Source organism: Actinocrispum wychmicini (assembly GCF_004345645.1).
Taxonomy (GTDB): domain Bacteria; phylum Actinomycetota; class Actinomycetes; order Mycobacteriales; family Pseudonocardiaceae; genus Kibdelosporangium; species Kibdelosporangium wychmicini.
Genome location: NZ_SLWS01000013.1, coordinates 101,124 through 121,600 on the forward strand (window position 1 = coordinate 101,124; position 20,477 = coordinate 121,600).

Annotated in this window: 25 protein-coding genes; 17 read left to right on the top strand and 8 right to left on the bottom strand. The window is 68.5% G+C overall.

The features are described 5' to 3' along the window. Positions 1 to 8 precede the first annotated feature (8 nt). The 9 genes from EV192_RS43815 to EV192_RS43855 all read left to right on the top strand — a co-directional run bounded on the left by EV192_RS43815 (position 9) and on the right by EV192_RS43855 (position 4,881). A complete protein-coding gene (locus tag EV192_RS43815; protein ID WP_341770988.1) occupies positions 9 to 437 on the top strand; it encodes an acyl-CoA thioesterase in 429 nt (142 codons plus the stop codon). Then, on the top strand, positions 430 to 1,068 hold the full coding sequence (locus EV192_RS43820; RefSeq protein ID WP_132124671.1) for a DUF8010 domain-containing protein: 639 nt from the start codon (positions 430 to 432) through the stop codon (positions 1,066 to 1,068). Before EV192_RS43815 ends, EV192_RS43820 begins: the two co-directional genes overlap by 8 nt. Positions 1,069 to 1,114: 46 nt before the next feature. Further along, positions 1,115 to 1,348 (top strand): hypothetical protein, encoded by a 234-nt coding sequence (locus EV192_RS43825; protein ID WP_132124672.1) that lies wholly within the window; start codon positions 1,115 to 1,117, stop codon positions 1,346 to 1,348. A gap of 192 nt (positions 1,349 to 1,540) precedes the next feature. Continuing rightward, a complete protein-coding gene (locus EV192_RS43830; RefSeq protein ID WP_132124673.1) occupies positions 1,541 to 1,843 on the top strand; it encodes a hypothetical protein in 303 nt (100 codons plus the stop codon). A gap of 9 nt (positions 1,844 to 1,852) precedes the next feature. After that, complete coding sequence (locus EV192_RS43835) at positions 1,853 to 3,202, top strand: WXG100 family type VII secretion target (protein ID WP_132124674.1); 1,350 nt, start codon at positions 1,853 to 1,855, stop codon at positions 3,200 to 3,202. After that, entirely contained in the window at positions 3,199 to 3,414 is a 216-nt protein-coding gene (locus tag EV192_RS43840; protein WP_132124675.1) for a hypothetical protein, read from the top strand. Before EV192_RS43835 ends, EV192_RS43840 begins: the two co-directional genes overlap by 4 nt. A 21-nt stretch (positions 3,415 to 3,435) precedes the next feature. Beyond that, entirely contained in the window at positions 3,436 to 3,741 is a 306-nt protein-coding gene (locus EV192_RS43845) for a hypothetical protein (RefSeq protein WP_132124676.1), read from the top strand. 22 nt (positions 3,742 to 3,763) lie between these two features. After that, on the top strand, positions 3,764 to 4,504 hold the full coding sequence (locus EV192_RS43850; protein WP_132124677.1) for a hypothetical protein: 741 nt from the start codon (positions 3,764 to 3,766) through the stop codon (positions 4,502 to 4,504). A gap of 8 nt (positions 4,505 to 4,512) precedes the next feature. Further along, positions 4,513 to 4,881 carry a hypothetical protein gene (locus tag EV192_RS43855; protein WP_132124678.1) on the top strand — a complete coding sequence of 123 codons (369 nt, stop codon included), beginning with the start codon at positions 4,513 to 4,515 and terminating at the stop codon, positions 4,879 to 4,881. Here EV192_RS43855 and EV192_RS43860 read toward each other — a convergent pair. From EV192_RS43860 to EV192_RS43870, 3 genes are all read right to left on the bottom strand, one after another. Continuing rightward, complete coding sequence (locus EV192_RS43860; protein WP_243727452.1) at positions 4,846 to 6,396, bottom strand: glycoside hydrolase family 13 protein; 1,551 nt, start codon at positions 6,394 to 6,396, stop codon at positions 4,846 to 4,848. The genes EV192_RS43855 and EV192_RS43860 overlap by 36 nt on opposite strands. Positions 6,397 to 6,463: 67 nt before the next feature. Then, complete coding sequence (locus EV192_RS43865; protein WP_132124680.1) at positions 6,464 to 6,856, bottom strand: globin; 393 nt, start codon at positions 6,854 to 6,856, stop codon at positions 6,464 to 6,466. Positions 6,857 to 6,860: 4 nt separating this feature from the next. Continuing rightward, complete coding sequence (locus EV192_RS43870; protein ID WP_132124681.1) at positions 6,861 to 7,814, bottom strand: mechanosensitive ion channel family protein; 954 nt, start codon at positions 7,812 to 7,814, stop codon at positions 6,861 to 6,863. Positions 7,815 to 8,061: 247 nt separating this feature from the next. Here EV192_RS43870 and EV192_RS43875 point away from each other — a divergent pair, with 247 nt between their 5' ends. The 3 genes from EV192_RS43875 to EV192_RS43890 all read left to right on the top strand — a co-directional run bounded on the left by EV192_RS43875 (position 8,062) and on the right by EV192_RS43890 (position 10,111). After that, complete coding sequence (locus EV192_RS43875; RefSeq protein WP_243727475.1) at positions 8,062 to 8,628, top strand: HNH endonuclease; 567 nt, start codon at positions 8,062 to 8,064, stop codon at positions 8,626 to 8,628. Between the two features lie 765 nt (positions 8,629 to 9,393). Beyond that, positions 9,394 to 9,639: an aa3-type cytochrome oxidase subunit CtaJ gene (ctaJ, locus tag EV192_RS43885; protein ID WP_132124683.1), complete on the top strand. Its 246-nt coding sequence runs from the start codon at positions 9,394 to 9,396 to the stop codon at positions 9,637 to 9,639. Beyond that, positions 9,626 to 10,111 (top strand): DUF5130 family protein, encoded by a 486-nt coding sequence (locus EV192_RS43890; protein ID WP_243727454.1) that lies wholly within the window; start codon positions 9,626 to 9,628, stop codon positions 10,109 to 10,111. The genes ctaJ and EV192_RS43890 overlap by 14 nt, the downstream gene beginning before the upstream one ends. Positions 10,112 to 10,158: 47 nt before the next feature. Here the strand turns inward: EV192_RS43890 and pepN are convergent, their stop codons facing one another. After that, positions 10,159 to 12,723, bottom strand: coding sequence for an aminopeptidase N (gene pepN, locus EV192_RS43895; RefSeq protein WP_132124684.1), 2,565 nt, complete (start codon positions 12,721 to 12,723; stop codon positions 10,159 to 10,161). 89 nt (positions 12,724 to 12,812) lie between these two features. On the opposite strand from pepN, the gene EV192_RS43900 reads away from it, so the two are divergent. Continuing rightward, the gene (locus EV192_RS43900) at positions 12,813 to 13,430 is read left to right on the top strand and encodes a mycothiol-dependent nitroreductase Rv2466c family protein (protein WP_132124685.1); all 618 of its coding nucleotides are present in this window, start codon (positions 12,813 to 12,815) and stop codon (positions 13,428 to 13,430) included. A 60-nt stretch (positions 13,431 to 13,490) separates the two neighbouring features. Continuing rightward, positions 13,491 to 14,921: an aldehyde dehydrogenase family protein gene (locus EV192_RS43905; protein WP_132124686.1), complete on the top strand. Its 1,431-nt coding sequence runs from the start codon at positions 13,491 to 13,493 to the stop codon at positions 14,919 to 14,921. On the opposite strand, the gene EV192_RS43910 is transcribed toward EV192_RS43905, so the two are convergent. Beyond that, positions 14,893 to 15,582, bottom strand: a complete 690-nt coding sequence (locus EV192_RS43910) for an MBL fold metallo-hydrolase (protein WP_132124687.1) — start codon at positions 15,580 to 15,582, stop codon at positions 14,893 to 14,895. The genes EV192_RS43905 and EV192_RS43910 overlap by 29 nt on opposite strands. Continuing rightward, positions 15,579 to 16,271 (bottom strand): 2-phosphosulfolactate phosphatase, encoded by a 693-nt coding sequence (locus EV192_RS43915; RefSeq protein WP_132124688.1) that lies wholly within the window; start codon positions 16,269 to 16,271, stop codon positions 15,579 to 15,581. The genes EV192_RS43910 and EV192_RS43915 overlap by 4 nt, the downstream gene beginning before the upstream one ends. Positions 16,272 to 16,312: 41 nt before the next feature. Between EV192_RS43915 and EV192_RS43920 the strand changes: the two genes are divergently transcribed. Further along, a complete protein-coding gene (locus EV192_RS43920) occupies positions 16,313 to 16,786 on the top strand; it encodes a ribose-5-phosphate isomerase (RefSeq protein WP_132124689.1) in 474 nt (157 codons plus the stop codon). Then, positions 16,779 to 17,585, top strand: coding sequence for an Fpg/Nei family DNA glycosylase (locus EV192_RS43925; protein WP_132124690.1), 807 nt, complete (start codon positions 16,779 to 16,781; stop codon positions 17,583 to 17,585). The genes EV192_RS43920 and EV192_RS43925 overlap by 8 nt, the downstream gene beginning before the upstream one ends. Before the next feature lie 147 nt (positions 17,586 to 17,732). Here the strand turns inward: EV192_RS43925 and EV192_RS43930 are convergent, their stop codons facing one another. Further along, the gene (locus EV192_RS43930) at positions 17,733 to 18,521 is read right to left on the bottom strand and encodes a hypothetical protein (RefSeq protein ID WP_132124691.1); all 789 of its coding nucleotides are present in this window, start codon (positions 18,519 to 18,521) and stop codon (positions 17,733 to 17,735) included. 79 nt (positions 18,522 to 18,600) lie between these two features. Next, positions 18,601 to 19,851, bottom strand: a complete 1,251-nt coding sequence (locus EV192_RS43935) for a GNAT family N-acetyltransferase (RefSeq protein WP_279495605.1) — start codon at positions 19,849 to 19,851, stop codon at positions 18,601 to 18,603. Positions 19,852 to 19,919: 68 nt separating this feature from the next. Here EV192_RS43935 and EV192_RS43940 point away from each other — a divergent pair, with 68 nt between their 5' ends. After that, entirely contained in the window at positions 19,920 to 20,420 is a 501-nt protein-coding gene (locus EV192_RS43940; RefSeq protein ID WP_132124693.1) for a GNAT family N-acetyltransferase, read from the top strand. Positions 20,421 to 20,477: the final 57 nt, after the last annotated feature.

Below are 20,477 nucleotides of genomic sequence, written 5' to 3' on the forward strand. Positions count from 1 at the left end.
CGTTGGGTGTGTACTACGCCGAGGTCTGGCCTCGATGGTCCGATATGGACGCCTACCGGCATGTCAACCATGCCCAGACGGTGACGTTGCTGGAGGAGGCCAGGCTGCAGCTGCTGTACGGCGAGGGCGCGCGGCACGGGGGCGCCCTGGTCGACGGCGGTCTGGTCGTCGCCCGGCTGGAGGTGGAGTACAAGGCGCCGCTGTTCGTGAACGGCAACCCGTTCCGGGTCGGGGTGTCCGTGACCAAGCTGCGGGTCGCGGACTTCACCCTGCACCAGGAGGTCCATTGTGGACCGTCCGAGGCGGACAAGGTCGGTGTGGTGGCGAACGTGACGCTGGCGCCCTACGACCTGGACGGCGAGCGGCCACGCAGGCTGACCGAGCAGGAGCGGGACTTCCTCGCCGGCTGGCGTTCGGAGAGCGAGAACGGTGCCTGAGCTGACTTTCGGCGATCCGCAGGAGCGGGACGATCTGGGCGCGTTCGTCGCCCGGGCCGTCCGGCTCGACGGTGACGCGGTGGTGCGGTTGCGTGCCCGCGGCGCCGGCGAGTTCATCGACGCCTGGGTCGCCACCCCGTTCGACGTGTTGGCGACCCGCACGGTCCGTGGCTCGCTGCAGCCGGGGGACGTGACGGTGTCCGCCAACGAGTTGCTCGCCGCGCTCGCGATCGTCCGCGGCGACACTGTCGACCCAGGCCGGCCACAGGACATGATGTGGCGGTCCGCGTTGCCCCCCGGCCAGGGGTGGCAGGTGATCGACCAGTTGCCCGCCGAGGTCGTGTCGTCCCTGGCGGACAGGGGGTTGACGGTGGCCAGGGAGAACCCGGGTCCGCACGGCACGCCACCCGCGTCCCTGCTGGATCAGACCGTGTTGACGGTCAGCGCTGACGGGATGGAGATCAAGGTGCCGCTGCGGTGCCTGTTCGCCATGTCCGGCATGGGTTTCCTGGGCAACGAGAGCCCGGACGAGCGGGTCCGGGTGACGGCGACCGACGCCTGGCTGCGGATCGACGCCCGGTTCGGGGCGGTGGTCCGCAGGCGGCACGCGCTGCTGCCGCTGCTCGTCTGATTTCCGTAAGGGACAACCGGGCGTTGGGCGGGGCATGCTGTACGGCATGACCGAGCCTGAAGAAGACCCAGCCAAGGAGTTCCTCGCCGAGGCTGTCCCGCAGCCCGAGCCGTGGCCGGAGCCGCGTCAGGCGGACCGGACCGTGCCTGAGGTGTACGTGGTCCAACCCAAGCACTCGCGGCTGGCCGACGGCCTGAAAGGCGCCGCGGCCCTGGCCGCCGGCCTGTACGTCTACGACGCGCTGACCGACGACTCCGGCAGCGATCAGGGCGATTCTTAACGGCTTCTTACGCGCCGCGCCCGCGCGAAACCGCCTGGAACCAGGCCCCGTCAGACGGGCATGCAGCAGGCATTGGACGAACCTTTCACCCACAGCCGAAAGGTTGTTCCCCTCTCCGGGATTGTGCGTGACCATCTGGCCCACGGTGTAACCACACCGTTGTTCATCACGCCCACTGAGAGGGAACTTCCCATGGACGGCTACGGCCTGTCGATCGACGAGGTGAGAACGACCTGCCGGAAAGTCGCCGGCGAGGTCGACGACATCAGTCGCCAGGCCGACGTGGTCCGGCGCAGCGAAGTCGTCTCGTCCGATTTCGGCGTCGGCACGGATATCGGCGCCTCGTACGTGGAAGTGACCCATGGTGTGCTGGCGGACTCGCTCAGCGCGTTCGGAACGGCCAGCGAAGGGGTCATTCGCAAACTGCTCGACACGTTCGCCGAATACCAGCGCGTGGACGAGGACAACAGCGGGTTGTTCCGGTCCGATCTGTGAGGGGGATACGTGGACTTTCAGTCGTTCGTCGAGTCGCAGTTCGCCGACGACCCGATGCCGTCCGGACAGCCGATCCGCGAGCCCGGTGACCACCTGGACGAACTCGGAGCGAAGGTCCAGCTGACCGGGGTCACCGGCGAGCGGACGTCGACACCGATCCTGGACGGCGGCCGGCCGGGCCTGGACTTCTTCGCCGCGTTCGGCCCGGCGTACGCGAAATTCACCGGTGTCCCGCACGACTACCAGCAGCACGTCGTTCGGCGCTATCAGGAACAAGGCGAGCTGAACTTCGCCCGGCTGCGCGCGGACGCCGAACGCTACGCCGAAATCCAGACCCGTGTGGCCGACGCGTTGACCGGTGTGCGAAACAGCGGAAGCGCGGTTTTCGAAGCCTGGCGCGGCGACGCGGCCGGTTCGGCGAACGCCCACTTCGACGATTTCCTCCAGCGCGGCAAGCAAACCCTAGACCAGTTCGTGCGTCTGGCGGCAACAATCACCGTCGCGGTGGACACGGCCGACAGAATCTGCTTCGAACAGGCGTCGGCGGTGAAAAGCCTGTGCGCGGACCGAATCGGCCCGTGTGCCAAGGCGGACGTGGATTTCCTGGTCGACTTCGGCCGGCGATGCGCTTCGGGAAACTTCACCGACGAGGAGTTGAAGCGGGTCGCCGACCTGTGCGACGTGGACATCCTGCCGGCGTTGTGCCGGGCGACCCCGCAGATCTTCGAGAAGGTCGCCGAGGACGTCAACGGCTGGCTCGCCGAAGTGTTCGTCCCGTTCTACGAAGCCCGCCTGGCCAAGTTCGACGCCGCCTGCTCGGCGGCCAAGGACACCATCACCACAGCCTGGAACGGCCTCGGCAACGCCTTGTCCCAAGTCCGCGCCGATCACTTCACGGCGCCCGCCCAAACCACCACGGCGCCTGCCCAGGCGGCCACGGTCATCGCGGCGGACGCCACCGCGGTGACCACTGGGAAGCCCGACCGCCCGGACGACGACTCGACCGGGCAGGCCGAGTTGATGTCCCCGGCGTCCACGGGCGTCGCGATCCCGATGCCGCCACCCGCGCCCATTGTCGCGGCACCAACCGCGGCGACGGGCGCGGCCGGGTACGGCGGCTACGGCTTCTTCGGCGGCGTTCCCTTCGCCGGGGCACAAGGCGGCGGCGACAAGGAACGGACCCGAAGCCTTCCGTTGGCTGGCGAGGAGGTCTTCGCCGAAGGTGAGTCGCGCGCCGACGACAACTCGTTGGTGATCGGCGGCGAGCACGACACGTCGGTCTACAACGAGGAGGACGACGCCGTGGCCGAGAGGGACGTTGACCCCATTGCCTTCGGCGACGAGGAGGACATCTGGTGACCGACGAAGCCGACCCCCTCAAGGCCACTTTGGACAGTGCGGTCGCCGACACCGCGGCACGCCTGGCTGAGATGACCGAAGGCTGCCGGGAGACCGAGGACCGCGCGAACGACATCACGGCGAAGCTGCGCACCCGCTGGCAGCGCCGGGTCGAGATCATGCGCAGCCGCGCCAACACGGACGGCGCCGCCAAGAACCTCGGCATCCAGTAGCGGTCTGACGAAAGGAAAGCAATGTCTTTCGACGTGGATACGAACGCGCTCGCGACATTCGCCACGGTGCTCGAAAAGGATCGCGCGGCCGCGGCCGCCGCGCTCAGTTACCTGGACGCGCATTCGAAGATCGAAGCAGTGGGCGCCCTCTGGGCCGACTTCTACGCGGCGACTGAGCAGTTCGTCGGCACCTTGCGCGGCGCGCTCGCGCATCTCGAGTCGATCTTCAAGGTCTCCCAGGGCGAGATCGCCAAGGTGATCAGCCTGTACCAGCACCAGGACAACACGGCGGCCGCGAAGATGGACGCCATTTACCCGAACAAGTGATCCCGGGAAAGGATGATGTCTCATGGCGGGCTCGCCTGAGGACCCGGCCGGCGCACTCGTCGAGCCTGAGCTCACCGAAAGTGTCGAAGGCATCGGCGAGGTGAACGAGATCGTCGAGTACTCGTCGCCGACGTACGACCTGACCGAGGTGATCGGTGCGATCTGCACCCTGTTGCTGGGTACTGAGGACCCGGTCAAGTGGGTGAAGGACCAGATCGGCGGTGACACCGAGGGGCTGTTCAAGTTGGGCGTGGCGCTCGGGCACATCGGCCAGTGTGACCGCTTTGTCGCCCAGAACCTGACTGCCGCGGAGACCGCGATGTTCGAGCATTGGCACGGAAACGCGGCGAACGCGGCCAAAGGGTACTTCGACAAGGTGCAGTCCGCGGTCAGCATGAACGCTGGGGAGCTCTCCAAGGTGGCGAACAGTCTCGCCGCCAGCAGCGTTGCCATATCGGCGTTGACGACCGGCATCGTCACCGCTCTGGAATCCCTCGGCGATCTGGTCATCGCCGCCGCCGTGGCGGCCTGGGTCGCCGGCGCGACCGCGGAGACCGGTGTCGGACCGGTGCTCGCCGGTGGAGCGTTCGCCGTGGTGTGCGGCGCGATCATCGGCCGGTGGCTGGAAGTCGCCGACAAGATCGCGAAGATCGTCGGCGTGCTCAGCTCGATCACCGCGTTCATCCTCGGGGCGGACGCGGCTGTCGGCCGGGTGACGCTGACCCCGCTGCCCCCGGCCGCTTACGACAACCCCCAGGTGTGAGGATCCCCGTGGACGAACAACAGCCGAACAAGACCCTGCTCGACTACGCGGCCGGCGACCCACGCCTCGCGACCGCGCTCGCCACGTCGCTGCGGTCGATGGCGGCCCAGGCCAAGAATCCGGACAACAAGAAACTGATCGACGACGTCCTCGCCGGCAAGGCGGACCTGCGGGACGTTCTGCGGACCAAAGGCGTCGCCAGCCGGTTCGGCGAGACCGCCTTGCCGCGAGTGCGGAGCTTCATGGCGTTGTCCGAGGAGCAACGCGCCGAGGCGATCGCCAAGGCCGAGGCGACGCTGACGGCCCACTATGACCGCCTCGTCGAGGAACGGAAGAAGCGGTCAGGCGAGCCAGGCGGCGGCGTCCGGGGGCAGTAGGCCGTCTTCGAGGGGGATGCTGGCGAGGAGCACCTCACCCGGCGGTACGGGCACCGGGGCCGGTGAGGTGTTCAACGCACAGATGAGCCCGCCGCCCTTGCGGCGGAAGGCGAAACAGCCGGCCGGAGCGCCGTACCATTCGAGCTCGGTGCCGGCGAACGAACTGTGTGACTTGCGGATCTCCACGGCGTGCCGGTACAGCGACAGCATGGAGTTCTCGTCCTCCAGCTGGGCCTCCACGGTCAGCGGAGCCCATTCGAGCGGCATCGGCAGCCAGCTCTGCGTTTCCGGGGAGAAACCGTACGGCGGCTCAGCTCCTTCCCAGGGCACCGGGATCCGGCTGCCGTCCCGGCCGCGTTCGGTGTGCCCGGACCGGGCCCAGATCGGGTCCTGCAGAGCCCATTCGGGCAGCTCCACCGTGGGCAGGCCGAGTTCCTCGCCGTTGTACAGGTACACCGCGCCGGGCAGGGCCAGCTCGACGACGGCCATGGCGCGGGCGCGGCGCAGACCTAACTCGCCGTCCCCGTAGCGGGTCACGTGCCGGACCACGTCGTGGTTGGACAGGGTCCAGGTGGGGGTTCCGCCCGGGGCCGCGCGCAGGGTCGCCTCGATGGCCGCGCGGACCGCGTCGGCGTCGAAGTCGGCGTTCAGCAGCCGGAAGTTGAACCCCAGGTGCAGTTCGTCGGGCCGGACGTAACGGGCGAAACGTTCGTCCTCCTTCACCCAGATCTCGCCGACCACCATGGTGTTCGGGTAGCCGTCCATAACCTTGCGGATCATCCGGTGGATCTCGTGCACGCCGTCGTTGTCGAACCGCGGGTCGATGCTGTTGTCGTGCAGTTTCGACGAGCCCTGTTCGACCGAGGGGTCCATGTCCGGCAGTGCCTCCGGCTTGGCCATGCCGTGCGCCACGTCGACGCGGAAGCCGTCCACCCCGCGGTCCAGCCAGAAGTGCAGGGTCCGTTCCAGGTCCGCGGCGACGTCCGGATTCGCCCAGTTCAGGTCCGGCTGCTCGGGCGCGAACAGGTGCAGGTACCAGTCGCCGTCCGGCAACTGGCTCCAGGCCGAGCCGCCGAAGACGCTGGTCCAGTTGTTCGGCGGGTACGCGCCCGACCGGAACCAGTAGCGGTCCCGTTCCGGCGAGCCCGGCCCGGCCTCCACCGCCGCGGTGAACCAGGGATGCTGGTCGCTGGTGTGGTTGGGCACCAGGTCGATCGTCACGCGGATGCCCCGTTCGTGCGCGTCCGCGAGCAGCCGGTCGAAGGCGGCCAGGTCGCCGAACAGCGGATCGACGTTGCGCGGGTCGGCCACGTCGTAGCCGTGGTCGGCCATCGGCGACGGGTAGAACGGCGTCAGCCACAGCGCGTCGATGCCCAGCAGCTCCAGGTACCCCAGCCGGGACCGGATGCCTTCCAGGTCACCGACCCCGTCGCCGTCCGCGTCGGCGAACGACCGGACGTACACCTGGTAGAACACCGCGTCCTGCCACCACTGCCTGTCGGCATCGCTTTGCACGAATGGATATCCTGCCATCCATGTGGCGTAGCGAGGACGAGTTATCGCTATCTCTTCGGCAAGATCGTCACACCCAGCTGTTGACCAGACTGTTGGCCGCCATCTCCAGGTAGTCCCACAGTTGCGCTCGGTGTTCCTCGGCCAGTCCGGCCTCGTCGACGGCGATCCGCATGCACCGCAGCCATGCGTCCCGCTGCAGCGGACCCACCTGGAACGGCGCGTGCCGCATCCGCAACCGTGGGTGCCCGCGGTTGTCGGAGTACGTGTGCGGCCCGCCCCAGTACTGCATCAGGAACAGCCGCAGGCGTTCCTCGGCTGGGCCGAGATCCTGCTCCGGATACAGCGGCCGGAGCACCTCGTCGGCCGCCACCTCGGCGTAGAACCGTCCGACTATCCGGCGGAACGTCTCCTCGCCGCCGACGGCCTGATAGAAACTCTGTGCCTCGGTCACGATGTCCATTCTGCTACTGGGGGCCGCCGAAGCGGCTGAGGGGCGGTTCGATCCCGGCTTCCTCCAGCGCGGGGATGATCCGCGCCCGCAGCGCCCGTTGCACCGCCCACTGGCGGCCGGCGCGGACTTTCACGGTCAGCCGCACAGTGATGTTCTCCGGTGTGACTTTGTCCACACCCAGCACGTCCGGCGGCTCCAGCACGTCCTCGCTCAACGGCTCGGCGCCGGCCGCTTCGGTGGCGGTCCGGCCGATCACCTCGGTCGCGGTCTCGATGTCCGCGCCGTACCCCAACGGCACGTCCACGACCGCGACCGCGAAGCCCTGGCTGGAGTTGCCGACCCGGTTGATCTCGCCGTTGCGCACGTACCAGACCGTGCCGTTGACGTCGCGCAACGTGGTGACCCGCAGGCCGACCGACTCGATCGTGCCGGTCGCCGGGCCGAGGTCGACGATGTCGCCGACGCCGTACTGGTCCTCCAGCATCATGAACACCCCGGACAGGAAGTCCTTGACCAGGTTCTGCGCGCCGAAACCCAGGGCGACGCCGACGATCCCGGCGGACGCGATGATCGGACCGAGCTCGATCCCGATCTCGCCGAGGATGAGCATGAACGCCAGTCCCCACACCACGAACGACACGACCGACTTCATCACCGACGCGATCGTCTGGGCCCGCTGCTGGCGGCGTTCCGAGATGAGCGCGCCGACCGCCTGCGGGGCACGTTCCTTCAGTGGCCGCAGCAGCTTCGGGGTCTTGCCGTTGGTGGCGCCGCGGGCGAGTCCGTCGATGGTCCGGCGGGCGACCAGCCGCACCAGGAACGCCACCAGCAGGATGACCAGGATCCGCAGCGGCGCGTTCGCCAGCCACCCGACGGCGGCCGACAACCACGCGTTCCCGGTCATGTCGAGCACCGCCTTACACATGTCGTTGGTGCAGTTGGGCGCCTCGTTGAGCAGGGGGTTCATCGATCCGATCTTCGTGTGAAGGAATCAGGTCTCGGCCAGGTTACGGCGTTCTGTTCACCGGGCTTTCAGCAACTCGAGACGTGACACGTGCGTCAACACACGTGCGTTACCGGTGCCATGTGTGGTCGACTATGCCCTGCACCCCGGTGGAGGTGGTCGCGTGCCCGACCGAAAACCGACTCCGACCAGCGAGGCGAGATTCGGCGCATCCGGCGCCGAGACCGCGTCGCTGGTAGTGCTGTCCTCGCTGCATCCAGCGGCGGAACAGTACGCGGCGTCGACAGGCCTGCCCGTGCCCTGGGGTCGTCGCAGGGTTCTGTTGCTGAACGCCACGTTCGAGCCACTCACCGCGCTGCCCATGCGGCGCGCGGTCGTGCTCGTGGTGTGTGGCAAGGCTGAAGTCGTGCACGGAGACCCGACCGGGATCGTCATGCACTCGGCCACGTCGAGTGTCGCCATCCCGTCGGTGATCAGGCTGAGCAACTACGTGCGCGTTCCGTATCGCGGCCGGGTGCCGTTGACGCGGGCCGGCCTGATGCACCGTGACAGATACCGATGCGCCTACTGCGGCGGCCGGGCCGAGACGATCGACCATGTGGTTCCGCGGAGCCGTGGCGGCCCGCACACCTGGCAGAACTGCGTTGCCAGTTGCGCGAAGTGCAACCACCGCAAAGCGGACAAGCTGCTGTCCGAGCTGGGGTGGCGGCTGCGAGTGGTGCCGGCGGCACCACGAGGGCCACACTGGCGACTGCTCGCCGGTGTGGCTGACGCGGACCCGCTGTGGCTGCCCTACCTGGGCGAGCCGGCGGCTTAGTGCGAACGGTTGTCAGAGCCAGGATTCAGATCAGATTCAGGCAGTGACGCGAGTACCCGCGGTGACACGAGTCCCGCGGGTAACTCGGGTGCCGTTGGTGACGCGGGTTCCTTCACGCGTAACGCGGGTGCCGCTGGTGACGCGAGTTCCCTCACGGGTGACGCGAGTGCCGCTGGTGACCCGGGTGCCCTCGCGCGTGACACGAGTACCGTTTGTCACGCGGGTTCCGCGGGTAACACGAGTACCGCGGGTGACGCGCGTTCCACAGGTCACGCGGGTGCCTTCCTTGATGGCGGTGACCCGGGTGCCGCGGGTGACGCGGGTTCCACGAGTGACCCGAGTGCCGGCGGTGACACGGGTGCCCTCGGCCAGGCCATCACACAGAGCAGTGAACATACTGTCGATGGTCGCCTGATCGGGGGTCGGCATCGTCGTCATGTCGGGGCCTCCTCGTGACTCAAACGTGAGCAGTAGTGCTTTGCGCGGGTTCCGCAAGGTCCGTACAGGTGAAAGCTAAGAGCGTTCCGGGAAACTGACAAGCCGTCAAGTCGGTCCAACCGTTGAATTTCGGCCCCTAGCCACCGAACGCCGGGTTAAATTCGCCCGCACGCCGGACAAACATGGCCAGCGCACGGCGCAACAGGGTTACCGAGCACGCCGGAACGGTCACAATTGGGATGCATAACGGCCCATAGGGGTCTCTCCCGGTCGGACACCCACCTCCCGATGCCCCCTTCTACCTAGGTGTCGGCTACCGTTGACGGTGTGAGCCTGGTCCAGACTGTTCTCGTCTTCGTGGCCATCCCCGGTGGGATCTACGGGATCGTGGCCCTACTGACGCTGCGCGTGCGCGCGTCCAAGACGCCCAGGTACCGACCTGGGCAGAGCTGGGAGTACCCGCCGGTCTGGTGGACGGCGAACCCAGACGGCGCCGCGCGGTCCGCGCTGGCGGAGGAGTCCGCGCCGATGGGGCTGCGGACGGCTTGGGGAGGTGCCCGTGGCAGCTGGTGATCTTGTCAGGGCCGGGTCGGTCATCGACCGGTCGGACCTGCCGATGGGCACGGTGGTGACCGCGACCGGCCGGGTGTCGGTGGCGCGGCCGTACGAGCTGGCCACCCCGGAGTTGCCGTTCACGGCCGTTCAACTGTCTCGCCTGGACGAGGCGTTGACGCTGGCGAGCCGGTCGACCGGTCTTCAGTTCAGCATCTTCCTCGGCGCCCTCGGGCAGGACACCCGGGTCGAAGCCGAGCGGCTGCACGCCTCGATCGGTGCGAACGCGACCCACGCCGTGCTGATCGCTCTCTGCCCCGGACTGCGGAAGGTGGAGCTGGTGACGGGCCAGGAGGCCAGCCTGCGGCTGCCCGACCGGGGCTGCAAGCTGGCCGTGATGAGCATGGTCGCCTCGTTCAAGGAGGGCGACCTGATCGGCGGTCTGGTGAGTGGCCTGCGCATGCTGTGCGACCAGGCGGGCTCTCTCAACTAAGAGACGTTGACCGAACAGGGGCGGCCCGCTGGGCCGCCCCTTTCGCGTCAGGAGTGCTGGTCGAACTCGCGGGCGGCGAGTGCGCGGACGATGCCGGCGCGGCCTTCGGAGACCAGGCGCCGCAGTGCGGGCGGGCGTTCCTCGGCGAGCCACGTGTCCGCGGTCGTCACCGTGCTCTTGTCCACCCGCCAAGCCGGGAACAGGCCGAGCACGACCGCCTGGGCGCGTTCACTGGACCGCCGGTCCCACACGTCGGCGACGTCCTCGAAGTACTTCGTCGCGTAGGACGCGATGAGCTCCTTCTGACCCGGGTGCGAGAAGCCGGTGATGATCGCCTCGTTGATCGCGTTCGGCAGCTCGTCGTTGTGCACGGCGCGTCGCCAGGCCTCCGCTTTCGCGTCTTCGGTGGGACGCAACGCCAGCGCGCGTTCGGCGTGCCGCTTGCCGGTCGCGGTCGAGTCGCGGTCCAGTTCGGCCTCGATCTCGTCAGTGCCAGCGGCGCCGTGCGCCACCAACGACAGCAGCAGCCGCCAGCGCTGGTCGGTGTCCACGACCAGGCCCGGCAGCGGCGCCGACCCGCTGAACCAGCCCCGGATCAGCGCCAGCTTGTCCGCGTCCAACACGGACGACGCCAACGAGCTGACGAACGCCAACTGGTGGTCGGATCCCGGCTCGGCGGCCTGGACCAGCGCCACGAGCCGGTCGGTGAGCAGCTTCCAGCCGGCCGGCGCCCAGGCCGGGTCGGCGTACGACGACAACGCGGTCTGCGCCTGCAGCAACAGCCGCTGCACGACGCCGACCTCGGTCTCCGCGTGCACACCGCTGATCACCAACGCGACGAAGTCCCGTGCCTTCAGCTCGGCCTCACGGGTCATCTCCCACGCGGCCGACCAGCACAGCGTGCGCGGCAACGGTTCCGCGATGTCCGCGATCCGGTCGATCAACGTCTCCAACGACGTGGGGTCCAGGCGCATCGTGCAGTAGCTCAGGTCGTCCTCGTTGACCAGGACCAGCTTGCCGCGCGGCACCCCGACCAGCTCGGGCACGGCGGTCCGGGCGCCGTCGACGTCGACCTCCACCCGGTGGGTGCGGACGATCTTGCCGGCCACGTCGTCGTACACACCGATGGCCACGCGGTGGGTGCGCAGCTCGCCCGCGCCCGGCTTGGCGCCGCCCTGCGCGACCGCGAACTCGGCGAACTTCCCGGCACTGTCGACCTTGAACGACGGGCTGAGCGAGTTCAGGCCGGTCGTCTCCAGCCACTGCGCGGCCCACCACGACAGGTCCCGGCCGGACGCTTCCTCAAGCGCGCCAAGCAGGTCCGCGAGGGTCGCGTTGCCCCACGCGTGCTTGCCGAAGTACACCCGCAGTCCGGACAGGAAGTTCTCCTCGCCGACGTACGCCACGAGCTGCTTGAGCACGCTTGCGCCCTTGGCGTACGTGATGCCGTCGAAGTTCACCTCCACTGCCTGCAGGTCGGGGATGTCCGCGGCGACCGGGTGTGTCGACGGCAGCTGGTCCTGCCGGTACGCCCAGGACTTCTCGATGTTCGCGAAGCTCGTCCAGGCGTGCTTGTACTCGGTCGCCTCGGCCTGCGCGAGCACGCTGGCGAACGTGGCGAACGACTCGTTCAGCCACAGGTCGTCCCACCAGCGCATGGTCACCAGGTCGCCGAACCACATGTGCGCCATCTCGTGCAGCACGGTCTCGTTGCGGCGCTCGTACATGTAGCGCGTGACGCGGCTGCGGAAGACGTAGTCCTCAAGGAACGTCACGGCGCCCGCGTTCTCCATCGCGCCTGCGTTGAACTCCGGCACGAACGCCTGGTCGTACTTGCCGAACGGGTAACGCACGCCGAAAGACTTGTGGTAGAAGGCGAAACCCTGTTTCGTCTCGGTGAACAGGCGCTCGGCGTCCATGTGCTCGCCCAGCGACGCGCGGCAGTAGATGCCGAGCGGGATGTCCAGCTGACCGGGCTCGGTGTACACGTCCCGCCACTCCGCGTACGGGCCGGCGATGAACGCCACCAGGTACGTGGACATCCGCTTGGTGGTCTGGAAGCGGTGCTTCTTCGCGCCGCCCTGCGTGTCCTCGGTCGCTTCGACCGGCGAGTTGGAGATGACCTTCCAGTCCTCCGGCACGGTCGCCGTGAGCGTGTACACGGCCTTCAGGTCCGGCTGGTCGAAGCAGGTGAACATCCGCTTCGCGTCCGCCGTCTCGAACTGCGTGTAAAGGTAGACGCTGTCGTCCACCGGGTCGACGAACCGGTGCAGGCCCTCGCCGGTGTTCATGAACCGGCACTGCGCCTCGACCACGAGCTCGTTGTTCTCGGCCAGGTCGGGCAGGGCGATGCCGTCGTCCTCGCGGTAGCCGGAGACGTCCAGCTCGACGCCGTTCAGCGTGGCCGACCGCACCTCGGCGGCGACCAGGTCGACGAAGGTGCTGGCACCGGCCTGTCGGCTGGAGAACCTGACCGTGGTGCGGGACGCGAACGTCACGTCGCCCGGCTTGCCGCCGCCGTCGGTCAGATCCAGCGCTATCTCGTAGGACTGGATCTCGAGCAGTGCGGCGCGCTGCTGGGCTTGGTCACGGGTCAGGTTGGGGGCGGCCACTGATCACCTCTGGTCGAACGGGAAGTTGACAACCGTATCCAATCACGCCGGGCGGGAAGATGTTGACGACTGAGCGGGTTGTGCTGGCTATGAGCGCTGCTGACGCAACCACCAGGGTCGACTTCTATTTCGACCCGGCGTGCCCGTTCGCCTGGATCTCGTCCAGATGGATTCTTGAGGTCGAGCAACACCGCGACCTGGACCTGCGGTTCCGGGTGATGAGCCTGGCCGTCCTCAACGAGGGCCGCGACCTGCCCGAGGACTACCGCAAGCTGTTGGACAACGCGTGGGGTCCGGTGCGGGTGGCGATCGCCGCGGCGCAGGCCAAGGGCGAGGACGTCCTTCGTGACCTGTACACAGCGTTCGGCACCCGGCTGCACAACGGCGGCCGCCAGGACTACGACAAGGTGATCGAGGAGGCGCTCGCCGAGGTCGGGCTGCCGGCCGAACTCGCCGCGGCGGCCACGAGCACCGACTACGACGAAGCCCTGCGCAAGAGCCACCACGAGGGCATGGACCCGGTCGGGATGGACGTGGGCACGCCGACCATCCACATCGACGGCGTGGCGTTCTTCGGCCCGGTGCTCAACAAGATCCCGCGCGGCCAGGACGCCCTGGACATCTTCGACGGGTCCCGGTTGCTGGCCCGCTACCCAGGCTTCTTCGAGCTCAAGCGCACCCGTACGGGCGGCCTCGACTTCTCCTGACGGCCTATGCTCGGTGGTGATCCGCGACGATCACCACCGACCACGTTGGGAGAGCACGTCATGGCAGCGCCTGTCACCACCCTCACCGGTCATGTCATCGACGGCCAGGAGGTCCATGGTGGGAGTCAGCGCATCGAGGTGGTGAACCCGGCCACGGCCGAGATCATCACTTCGGTCCCGGCGGGCACGGTCGCCGACGTCGACGCGGCTGTCCGGGCCGCAGGGGCGGCGTTCCGCGACTGGTCGCGGACGACGGTCGACGAACGGCTGGCGGTGATCCGGCGGATCGTCGCCGAGTTGACCGCGCGCCGGGAGGATCTGGCCGCGACCATCACCGCCGAGATGGGCTCGCCGATCAGCTTCTCGCTGGCCGTGCAGGCGGGTACGCCGATCGCGACCGCCACCGGCGTGGCCGAGCTGCTCGCCGGTGACTTCAGCTTCACCGAGGAGATCGGCAACTCGCTCGTGCTGCGCGAGCCGATCGGTGTGGTCGGCGCGATCACCCCGTGGAACTACCCGCTGCACCAGATCGTGGCCAAGGTCGTGCCCGCGTTGGCCGCCGGCAACACGGTCGTGCTCAAGCCGAGCGAGATCAGCCCGTTGTCCGCCGGCCTGTTCATGGCCGTGCTCCAGGCGGCCGGGGTGCCCTCGGGTGTGGTGAACCTGGTGCACGGCACCGGACCGGTCGTCGGCGAGGCGTTGAGCGCGCACCCCGGGGTGGACATGATCTCGTTCACCGGCTCGACCCGGGCCGGGAAGCTGGTCAGCCAGGCCGCCGCCGGGACCGTCAAGCGGGTCGCGCTGGAGCTGGGTGGCAAGTCCGCCAACGTGATCCTGGACGACGCGGATCTCACCGCGGCGGTGAAGAAGGGGATCGCGAACACGTACAACAACTGCGGCCAGACGTGCACCGCCTGGACCAGGATGCTGGTGCCCGCGGACAAGCACGACGAGGTCGTCGAGCTGGCGGTCGCCGCCTCGGGCAAGTACTCGCCTGCTGACCCGACCGACCCGAACACCCGGATCGGCCCGGTGTCGTCCGACCTGCAGCGCACCCGGGTGTTGGGGTATGTCAACAAGGGCATCGACGAGGGCGCGACCGTGGCGTGCGGCGGCGCTGAGACGAGCGGCCTGCCTTCGCCGGGCGCGTACGTGCAGCCGACCGTGTTCTCGAACGTCCGGCCGGAGATGACCATCGCGCAGGAGGAGATCTTCGGCCCGGTGCTGTCGATCCTGCCGTACCGCACCGAGGACGAGGCCGTGGCGATCGCCAACTCCACGATCTACGGCCTCGCCGGCGCGGTGTTCTCCGCCGACCAGGACCGGGCGCTGAGCGTGGCCAAGCGGCTACGGGCCGGGCAGGTGAGCGTGAACGGCGGCACGTTCAACCCGCTCGCGCCGTTCGGCGGCTACAAACAGTCCGGCAACGGGCGCGAGCTGGGCCGGTACGGCATCGAGGAGTTCACCGAGCTGAAGTCCATCCAGCGCTGAGGTTTTCTCGCTGCTGGATCACGAAGTCCTGGCCGACGGGATGGCCGTGACCGGGGACGACGATCCGTGGATCGAGCTGCAACAGGGCGTCCAGGACGTTCGGCCAGTTGGTGACGTCGCCGTCCCCGAACGACTCGTCGGTGAGTTCGGGGACTTCGACGAGGTCGCCGGCGAACACCACGTCGACGTCGGGCACGTGCACGACTGTGTCGCTGTAGGAGTGCGCGGGCCCGAAGTGGTGGAGGACAACGCTTCGGCCACCCACGCTTAGCGCTTCGGTGTCGGCGAAGAACTTCGTGGGCGTCACGAGCGTCGTCGTCTCGATGGCGTCGGCGATGTCTTCCTTGCCTTGGGCGCGGTAACTCGACGCCCACACGTCCTGTTCCTCGCGGTCGATCTGGAAGTTCTCGTGCGCCCACACATCGCACGGCAGGAACTCGCTCGTGCCGTAGAAGTGGTCGAAGTGTGGGTGCGTGAGCACCACCTGCCACGGGTACGGCGTGATCTCCCGTACGGCGTTGACGAGGTCCGCGCCTTGTACGCGGTCGCCGCGCGTGTCGATCACGAGGCACGCGTCCTCGCCGACGACGAGCCCGGTGGTGAGGTCCAACTCTTCGTGCCTGCGGGCGTACACGCCGTCAGCGACCTCGGTGAATGTCACTCGAAGACCCCGTTCACCAGGTGCGGTGCGGCTTTGCTGACGTTCGTCTGGCCGGCCAGCGCGATGTCCTCGGACAGGCCCCGCTCGCCCAACTCCAGGCCCGAACCGCAGCCGCCGAGCAGGTCGCCGAGGTACGGCTCGGCCGTGCGGTACGTCGTCGCCGCGAGCGCCGCCTCCGGTGACGCGGGGTTGTACCCCAGGGCCAGCAGTTCGGACACGAGCGCGCCGGCGCCCAGGTAGTCCTCGATCGCGACCCGCATCCGGCCCTCGGTCCTGCCTTCGAACATGTTCACGCCCCATTGCTCACCGGCCGGAACGATGCCGATCGGGCCACGGTCGGCCAGGTCGATCGCCTTGTCCGCGACCGCGGCGGCGTTGCGCAGGCACCCGGCCATCACCTTGGTCCACTGCGCGGCATGCTCGCACAGGCGTCCGCCGTTGGGGGAGGTCATGGTGATCTCGTCGCCCGGTTGGACGGACCGCAACGCACTTGGGCGCCGTAGACCGGTGGTGGCCTGCGGGCTGAACGGCCTCAGGTTGATCCGTCCGCCCTGCCCGACGATCATGTCGAGCGACGTGGTGAAGCACAACACGTCGACGATGATGAGCACTGTGCAGTGCGGGGCCAGCGCCTCGACGCCGTCGAGTCCCCATTCCAGTCGTACGCCAAAGCCGTCCTGAGTGAACATGCCTCCAGCCTGCCAGTCCGGTCCATGGCAGACTTCGGCGCGTGCGCGTGTATCTGGGAAGCGACCATGCCGGCTTCGAACTGAAGACCTACCTGGTCTCGCACCTGACCTCAGCAGGGCACGACGTCGTCGATGTCGGCCCCCATGTCTACGACGGCGACGACGACTACCCGCCGTTCTGCATCGACGCCGCCCGGCGGGTCGTGGACGACCCGGGCAGCCTCGGGATCGTGATCGGCGGCTCCGGCAACGGCGAGCAGATCGCCGCCAACAAGGTGCCCGGCTGCCGGGCGGCGCTCGCCTACAACGTGGATACGGCGACCTTGGCGCGTGAGCACAACAACGCCCAGGTCGTCGGCATCGGCGCCCGGATGCACACCCCGGCGGAGGCCGCGGAGATCGTCGACAGTTTCCTGGCGACACCGTTTTCCGAAGGGGCGCGGCACGCGCGCCGGATCGCCCTGATCGCCGAGTACGAGAAGACCGGGACCCCGCCGGCCCGGCCCGATGCCTGAGGGCCACACCCTGCACCGGCTGGCCCGGCTGCACCACCGCCGGTACGCCGGCCACCCGGTGTCGGTGTCCAGCCCACAGGGCCGGTTCGCCGCCCAGGCGTCCGCTGTGGACGGTCGGAAGCTGGTCCGGGCCGAGGCGTACGGAAAGCACCTGTTCCACGTGTACGGCCCGGACGCGGTCGTACACGTGCACCTCGGCCTGGCCGGCATCTTCGACGAGCACAAACTGCCGCTCGCGCCGCCGGTCGGCCAGGTCCGGATGCGGGTCGCCGGGCGTACACATTGGACAGACCTGCGCGGGCCGGCCGCCTGCGAGCTGCTGACCGCGGACGATGTGGCCAGGATCCACGCCCGCCTGGGCCCGGACCCACTGCGCAAGGACGCGGACCCGGACAAGGTGTGGCACCGGATCTCGAAGTCGCGGGTGCCGATCGCGGCGCTGCTGATGGACCAGGCCGTGCTCGCCGGCGTCGGCAACGTCTATCGGGCGGAGATCCTGTTCCGCCACCGGATCCCGCCGATGACGCCGGGCCGCGACCTGGACGCGGCCCTGTTCAAGGACGTCTGGGGAGACCTGGTCGACCTGATGAAGGACGGCGTGAAGGTCGGCCAGATCAACACGGTCCGGCCCGAGCACATGCCCGAGGTGACCGGCCGGGAACCCCGCCAGGACCGGCACGGCGGCGAAGTGTACGTCTACCGCCGGGCCGAAATGCCCTGCCACCTCTGCGGAACCGAAGTGGCGAAGGCCGAGCTGGCCGGCCGGAACCTCTACTGGTGCCCAACGTGCCAGGCATGATGATCCTCACCCGGAGGCAGCCCCCACCCTCTCCGGGGGGCGACCCCGATGCCAGCGTATCGCCGATGGGGGCGCAGGAGGGGGTTTGGCGGCTGTGAGTCCGTACGAACGGACCGTTCGTACGGACAACCCCCAGCCGGGTGACGGCTACCAGTCCCCGCCGCCGAAGTCCCCGCCGCCGTCTCCGCCGCCCCAGTCGAAGCCGCCACCGCCGTCGCCACCGAAGTCCTGACCGCCGCCGTCGCCGCCGAAGTCCTGGCCGCCGGCGTCACCCATGGCGTCGGCCTGGCCCGCGTCGTAGCCGGCCTGCCAGTCCTGGGCGCCGGCGATGCCGTGCATGCCGGAGAACATGGCGTCGAACAGCAGGAAGGACCCGACGCCCCAGGCGCCCGCGACCAGCGCCGGCTTCCACCACGGCTCCGAGTACCAGCCCTGCGGCACCGGCCGGCCGGCCACCCGGCCGCCTGGGTAGTAGTACGGCGTGCCCTCGCCGGAGTACGGCGATGCCTCGTAGTCGCGGCCTTCCACGGACACGCGACGGTCCTCGGTGACCTTGCCCGCCTCGGTGCGTTCGCGGTCCTCAGGCAAGGCGGGGCCCGGGTCCAGGCCCATCGCCGTCCGGGCCGCGCGCACGTAGTAGAGGCCTTCCAGCGCCGTCTTGGTGACCAGCCGGGCCTGTTCGGTGGTCCGTGCCTGATCCATCTGGGACCCGGCCGCGGTGTACCGCTCCGAGGCGTCGGCCATGGCCTGTTTGGACGCCGCGTCGGTACCGGTCAGGTTCATCACCTGGCCGCCGAGGCGTTCCATCCACCGCCGCGCGTCCGCTTTGGCGTCCTCGAGTTCGTTGCGGCGCGCGGCGTTTCCCTTGCTCACGGCCACCACGATCAGTCCACCGACCACGATGACCAGGACAACCACCACGATGAGCAGACCCACCACGCCTCCAGCCAGAGCATTCCTAAAGTCGTCGAAACGGACAACGCGGAACGCTACCGTGCTGGTTCCCGACTCGCCGTCAGAAGACCTCTTGGCAGTGCGGGGCGTGGTCGCCGATGAACGCCCGGGAGGCCTTCGTCACCGCGCCCGGGGTGAGTTCGGTGATCAGGCCGGCGGCGGCCAGTTCGGTGAGCCGGACGCCGCCGAGGTAGGCCGCGCCCAGGTCGGCGATGTCCAGCACCATGTCCGGGTCGGCGGTGGTGCGCTCGACGGTCGCCGCGCCGGCCGAGTCCACGGCCAGGCGCCAGCGGCCCTGGTTCCACGGACAGAGCACGTCTGTGACCTGGAACACGGTGTCCAGCGGAGTCCCGTAGCCGCGCAGCGCGAGCGCCCGGTCCACGTCGACGAGCCGGACCCACAGCCCGTCCTTCGTCAACCGGACTGCCTGCTCCTTGTCGTGCAGCATCGTCGTCACCGGCTCGTCCACCGCGAACATGCCGTTGACCAGCCGGACCTGGTCGTAGTCGAGGAGGTAACGCCAGAGCGCGGCCGCCGCCACCGGGGAAGCCGCCACGATCTCGCGCACTTTCAGCTCACCCGCCGGGCCGCGGTCGTCCCACTTCGACGTGGTCCGGAAGATCGCGTACCCGTCGGGGTGCACGGCGAACCGGTAGGCCGAGGCGCCGTCCCGGTTGCGTTCGGAGTCCCACAGGTGCATGTTCCACGACGGCTCGGCCCGGCTGAGCCACCCGACCCGGGTGGGCGCGACCCGGTCGTACACGGCGGTCACGTGCTTCATCGCCTCGGCGCGGGGCAGTTCCCTGATCCGATCCTTGCCGAGGTCGACACCCGCCCGGAAGGGCACCCCGCCCGGCACCTTGATGGTGGAATAGTGAGCGGCGAGACCGTATCCGAAGCGGCCGTAGATCGAGCCCTCGGAAGCCCACAACGCGGCAAATGGTTCGCGTTGTTCTTCATGAAGCCCGTGCAACTGCACGTGCATCAGCATTGACGCGGCGCCGCGCCGTCGATGCCACGGTTTCACAGCCACTGTGGTGACCCCCGCGACCGGGGTCGGACCCGTTCCCGGCAGGGTGATGTCCCTGGTCAGGACCGCCGCGGTGCCGACAAGTTCGTCGCCGTCGAAACAGCCGTGGAACCGGTCGGGCTCGAAGTCCGAACGGAACCAGTCCGGGTCCAGGTTCTCGAGGTCCCGCAGAAAGGCGGAACCGAAAGTCAGCAGGATCTCGTCGAAGAGATCCTCTGTCACCAGTCGTACGGTCAGCTCGGACACCCGCTCTTCATATCCCAGGCGTCCAGACGTTGCCACTGAGTTTCCGGTGTGCGTATCGTGTGCGCTACTTCTTCTGGACCCTGGTCTTCGGCTGGGAGGGTCCCATGCGGGTGGACACCCTGACTCTCGTGCGTGAGGCGCGTGCTGGCGACGCGGCCGTGATCGCTGACGTGCACGCCGAGGCGTGGCGCGTGGCGTACGGGGACCTGTTCGAGTCGTCGTTCCTCGCCAAGCAGTTGGAAACTGTTCGCCGGCAATGGAGCGCCCCGGAATTGCCCGGGAACATCCTGGTCGCGGAACGTGGTCACCGGATCGTGGCGTTCGCGCATTTCGGTCACGGTGAGATCTTCGATTGTTACGCCCGCCCGATCGCATGGGGCACAGGCGTCGCCGGCACGTTGCTCACGCATGTCCTGGAGACCCTCGCGGACGCCCGCGACCGGGACGTTCGCGCGTGGACACTGTCCGGCGCGAACCGGGCACGGCATTTCTACCGGAAAGCCGGGTTTCGGGAGTCCGGCCGGTACCGCGAGCGTGACTACGGGGACGGCCGGCCGGTGATGGAACTGGAATACATAAGGAGCATCCGACACCTGCACAGGTGACCCCGGTGTTGTAGGGTTTGCGTTGTCGGGGTTCTGGGGCTGACCATTCTCTCGGGG

Coding starts and splice junctions, on each gene's coding strand:
- EV192_RS43825 (WP_132124672.1), top strand. CDS start 1,115: ATGACCGAGCCTGAAGAAGACCCAGCCAAGGAGTTCCTCGCCGAGGCT.
- EV192_RS43830 (WP_132124673.1), top strand. CDS start 1,541: ATGGACGGCTACGGCCTGTCGATCGACGAGGTGAGAACGACCTGCCGG.
- EV192_RS43845 (WP_132124676.1), top strand. CDS start 3,436: ATGTCTTTCGACGTGGATACGAACGCGCTCGCGACATTCGCCACGGTG.
- EV192_RS43850 (WP_132124677.1), top strand. CDS start 3,764: ATGGCGGGCTCGCCTGAGGACCCGGCCGGCGCACTCGTCGAGCCTGAG.
- EV192_RS43865 (WP_132124680.1), bottom strand. CDS start 6,856: ATGGACATCGTGACCGAGGCACAGAGTTTCTATCAGGCCGTCGGCGGC.
- EV192_RS43870 (WP_132124681.1), bottom strand. CDS start 7,814: ATGAACCCCCTGCTCAACGAGGCGCCCAACTGCACCAACGACATGTGT.
- EV192_RS43900 (WP_132124685.1), top strand. CDS start 12,813: ATGAGCGCTGCTGACGCAACCACCAGGGTCGACTTCTATTTCGACCCG.
- EV192_RS43905 (WP_132124686.1), top strand. CDS start 13,491: ATGGCAGCGCCTGTCACCACCCTCACCGGTCATGTCATCGACGGCCAG.
- EV192_RS43915 (WP_132124688.1), bottom strand. CDS start 16,271: ATGTTCACTCAGGACGGCTTTGGCGTACGACTGGAATGGGGACTCGAC.
- EV192_RS43925 (WP_132124690.1), top strand. CDS start 16,779: ATGCCTGAGGGCCACACCCTGCACCGGCTGGCCCGGCTGCACCACCGC.
- EV192_RS43940 (WP_132124693.1), top strand. CDS start 19,920: ATGCGGGTGGACACCCTGACTCTCGTGCGTGAGGCGCGTGCTGGCGAC.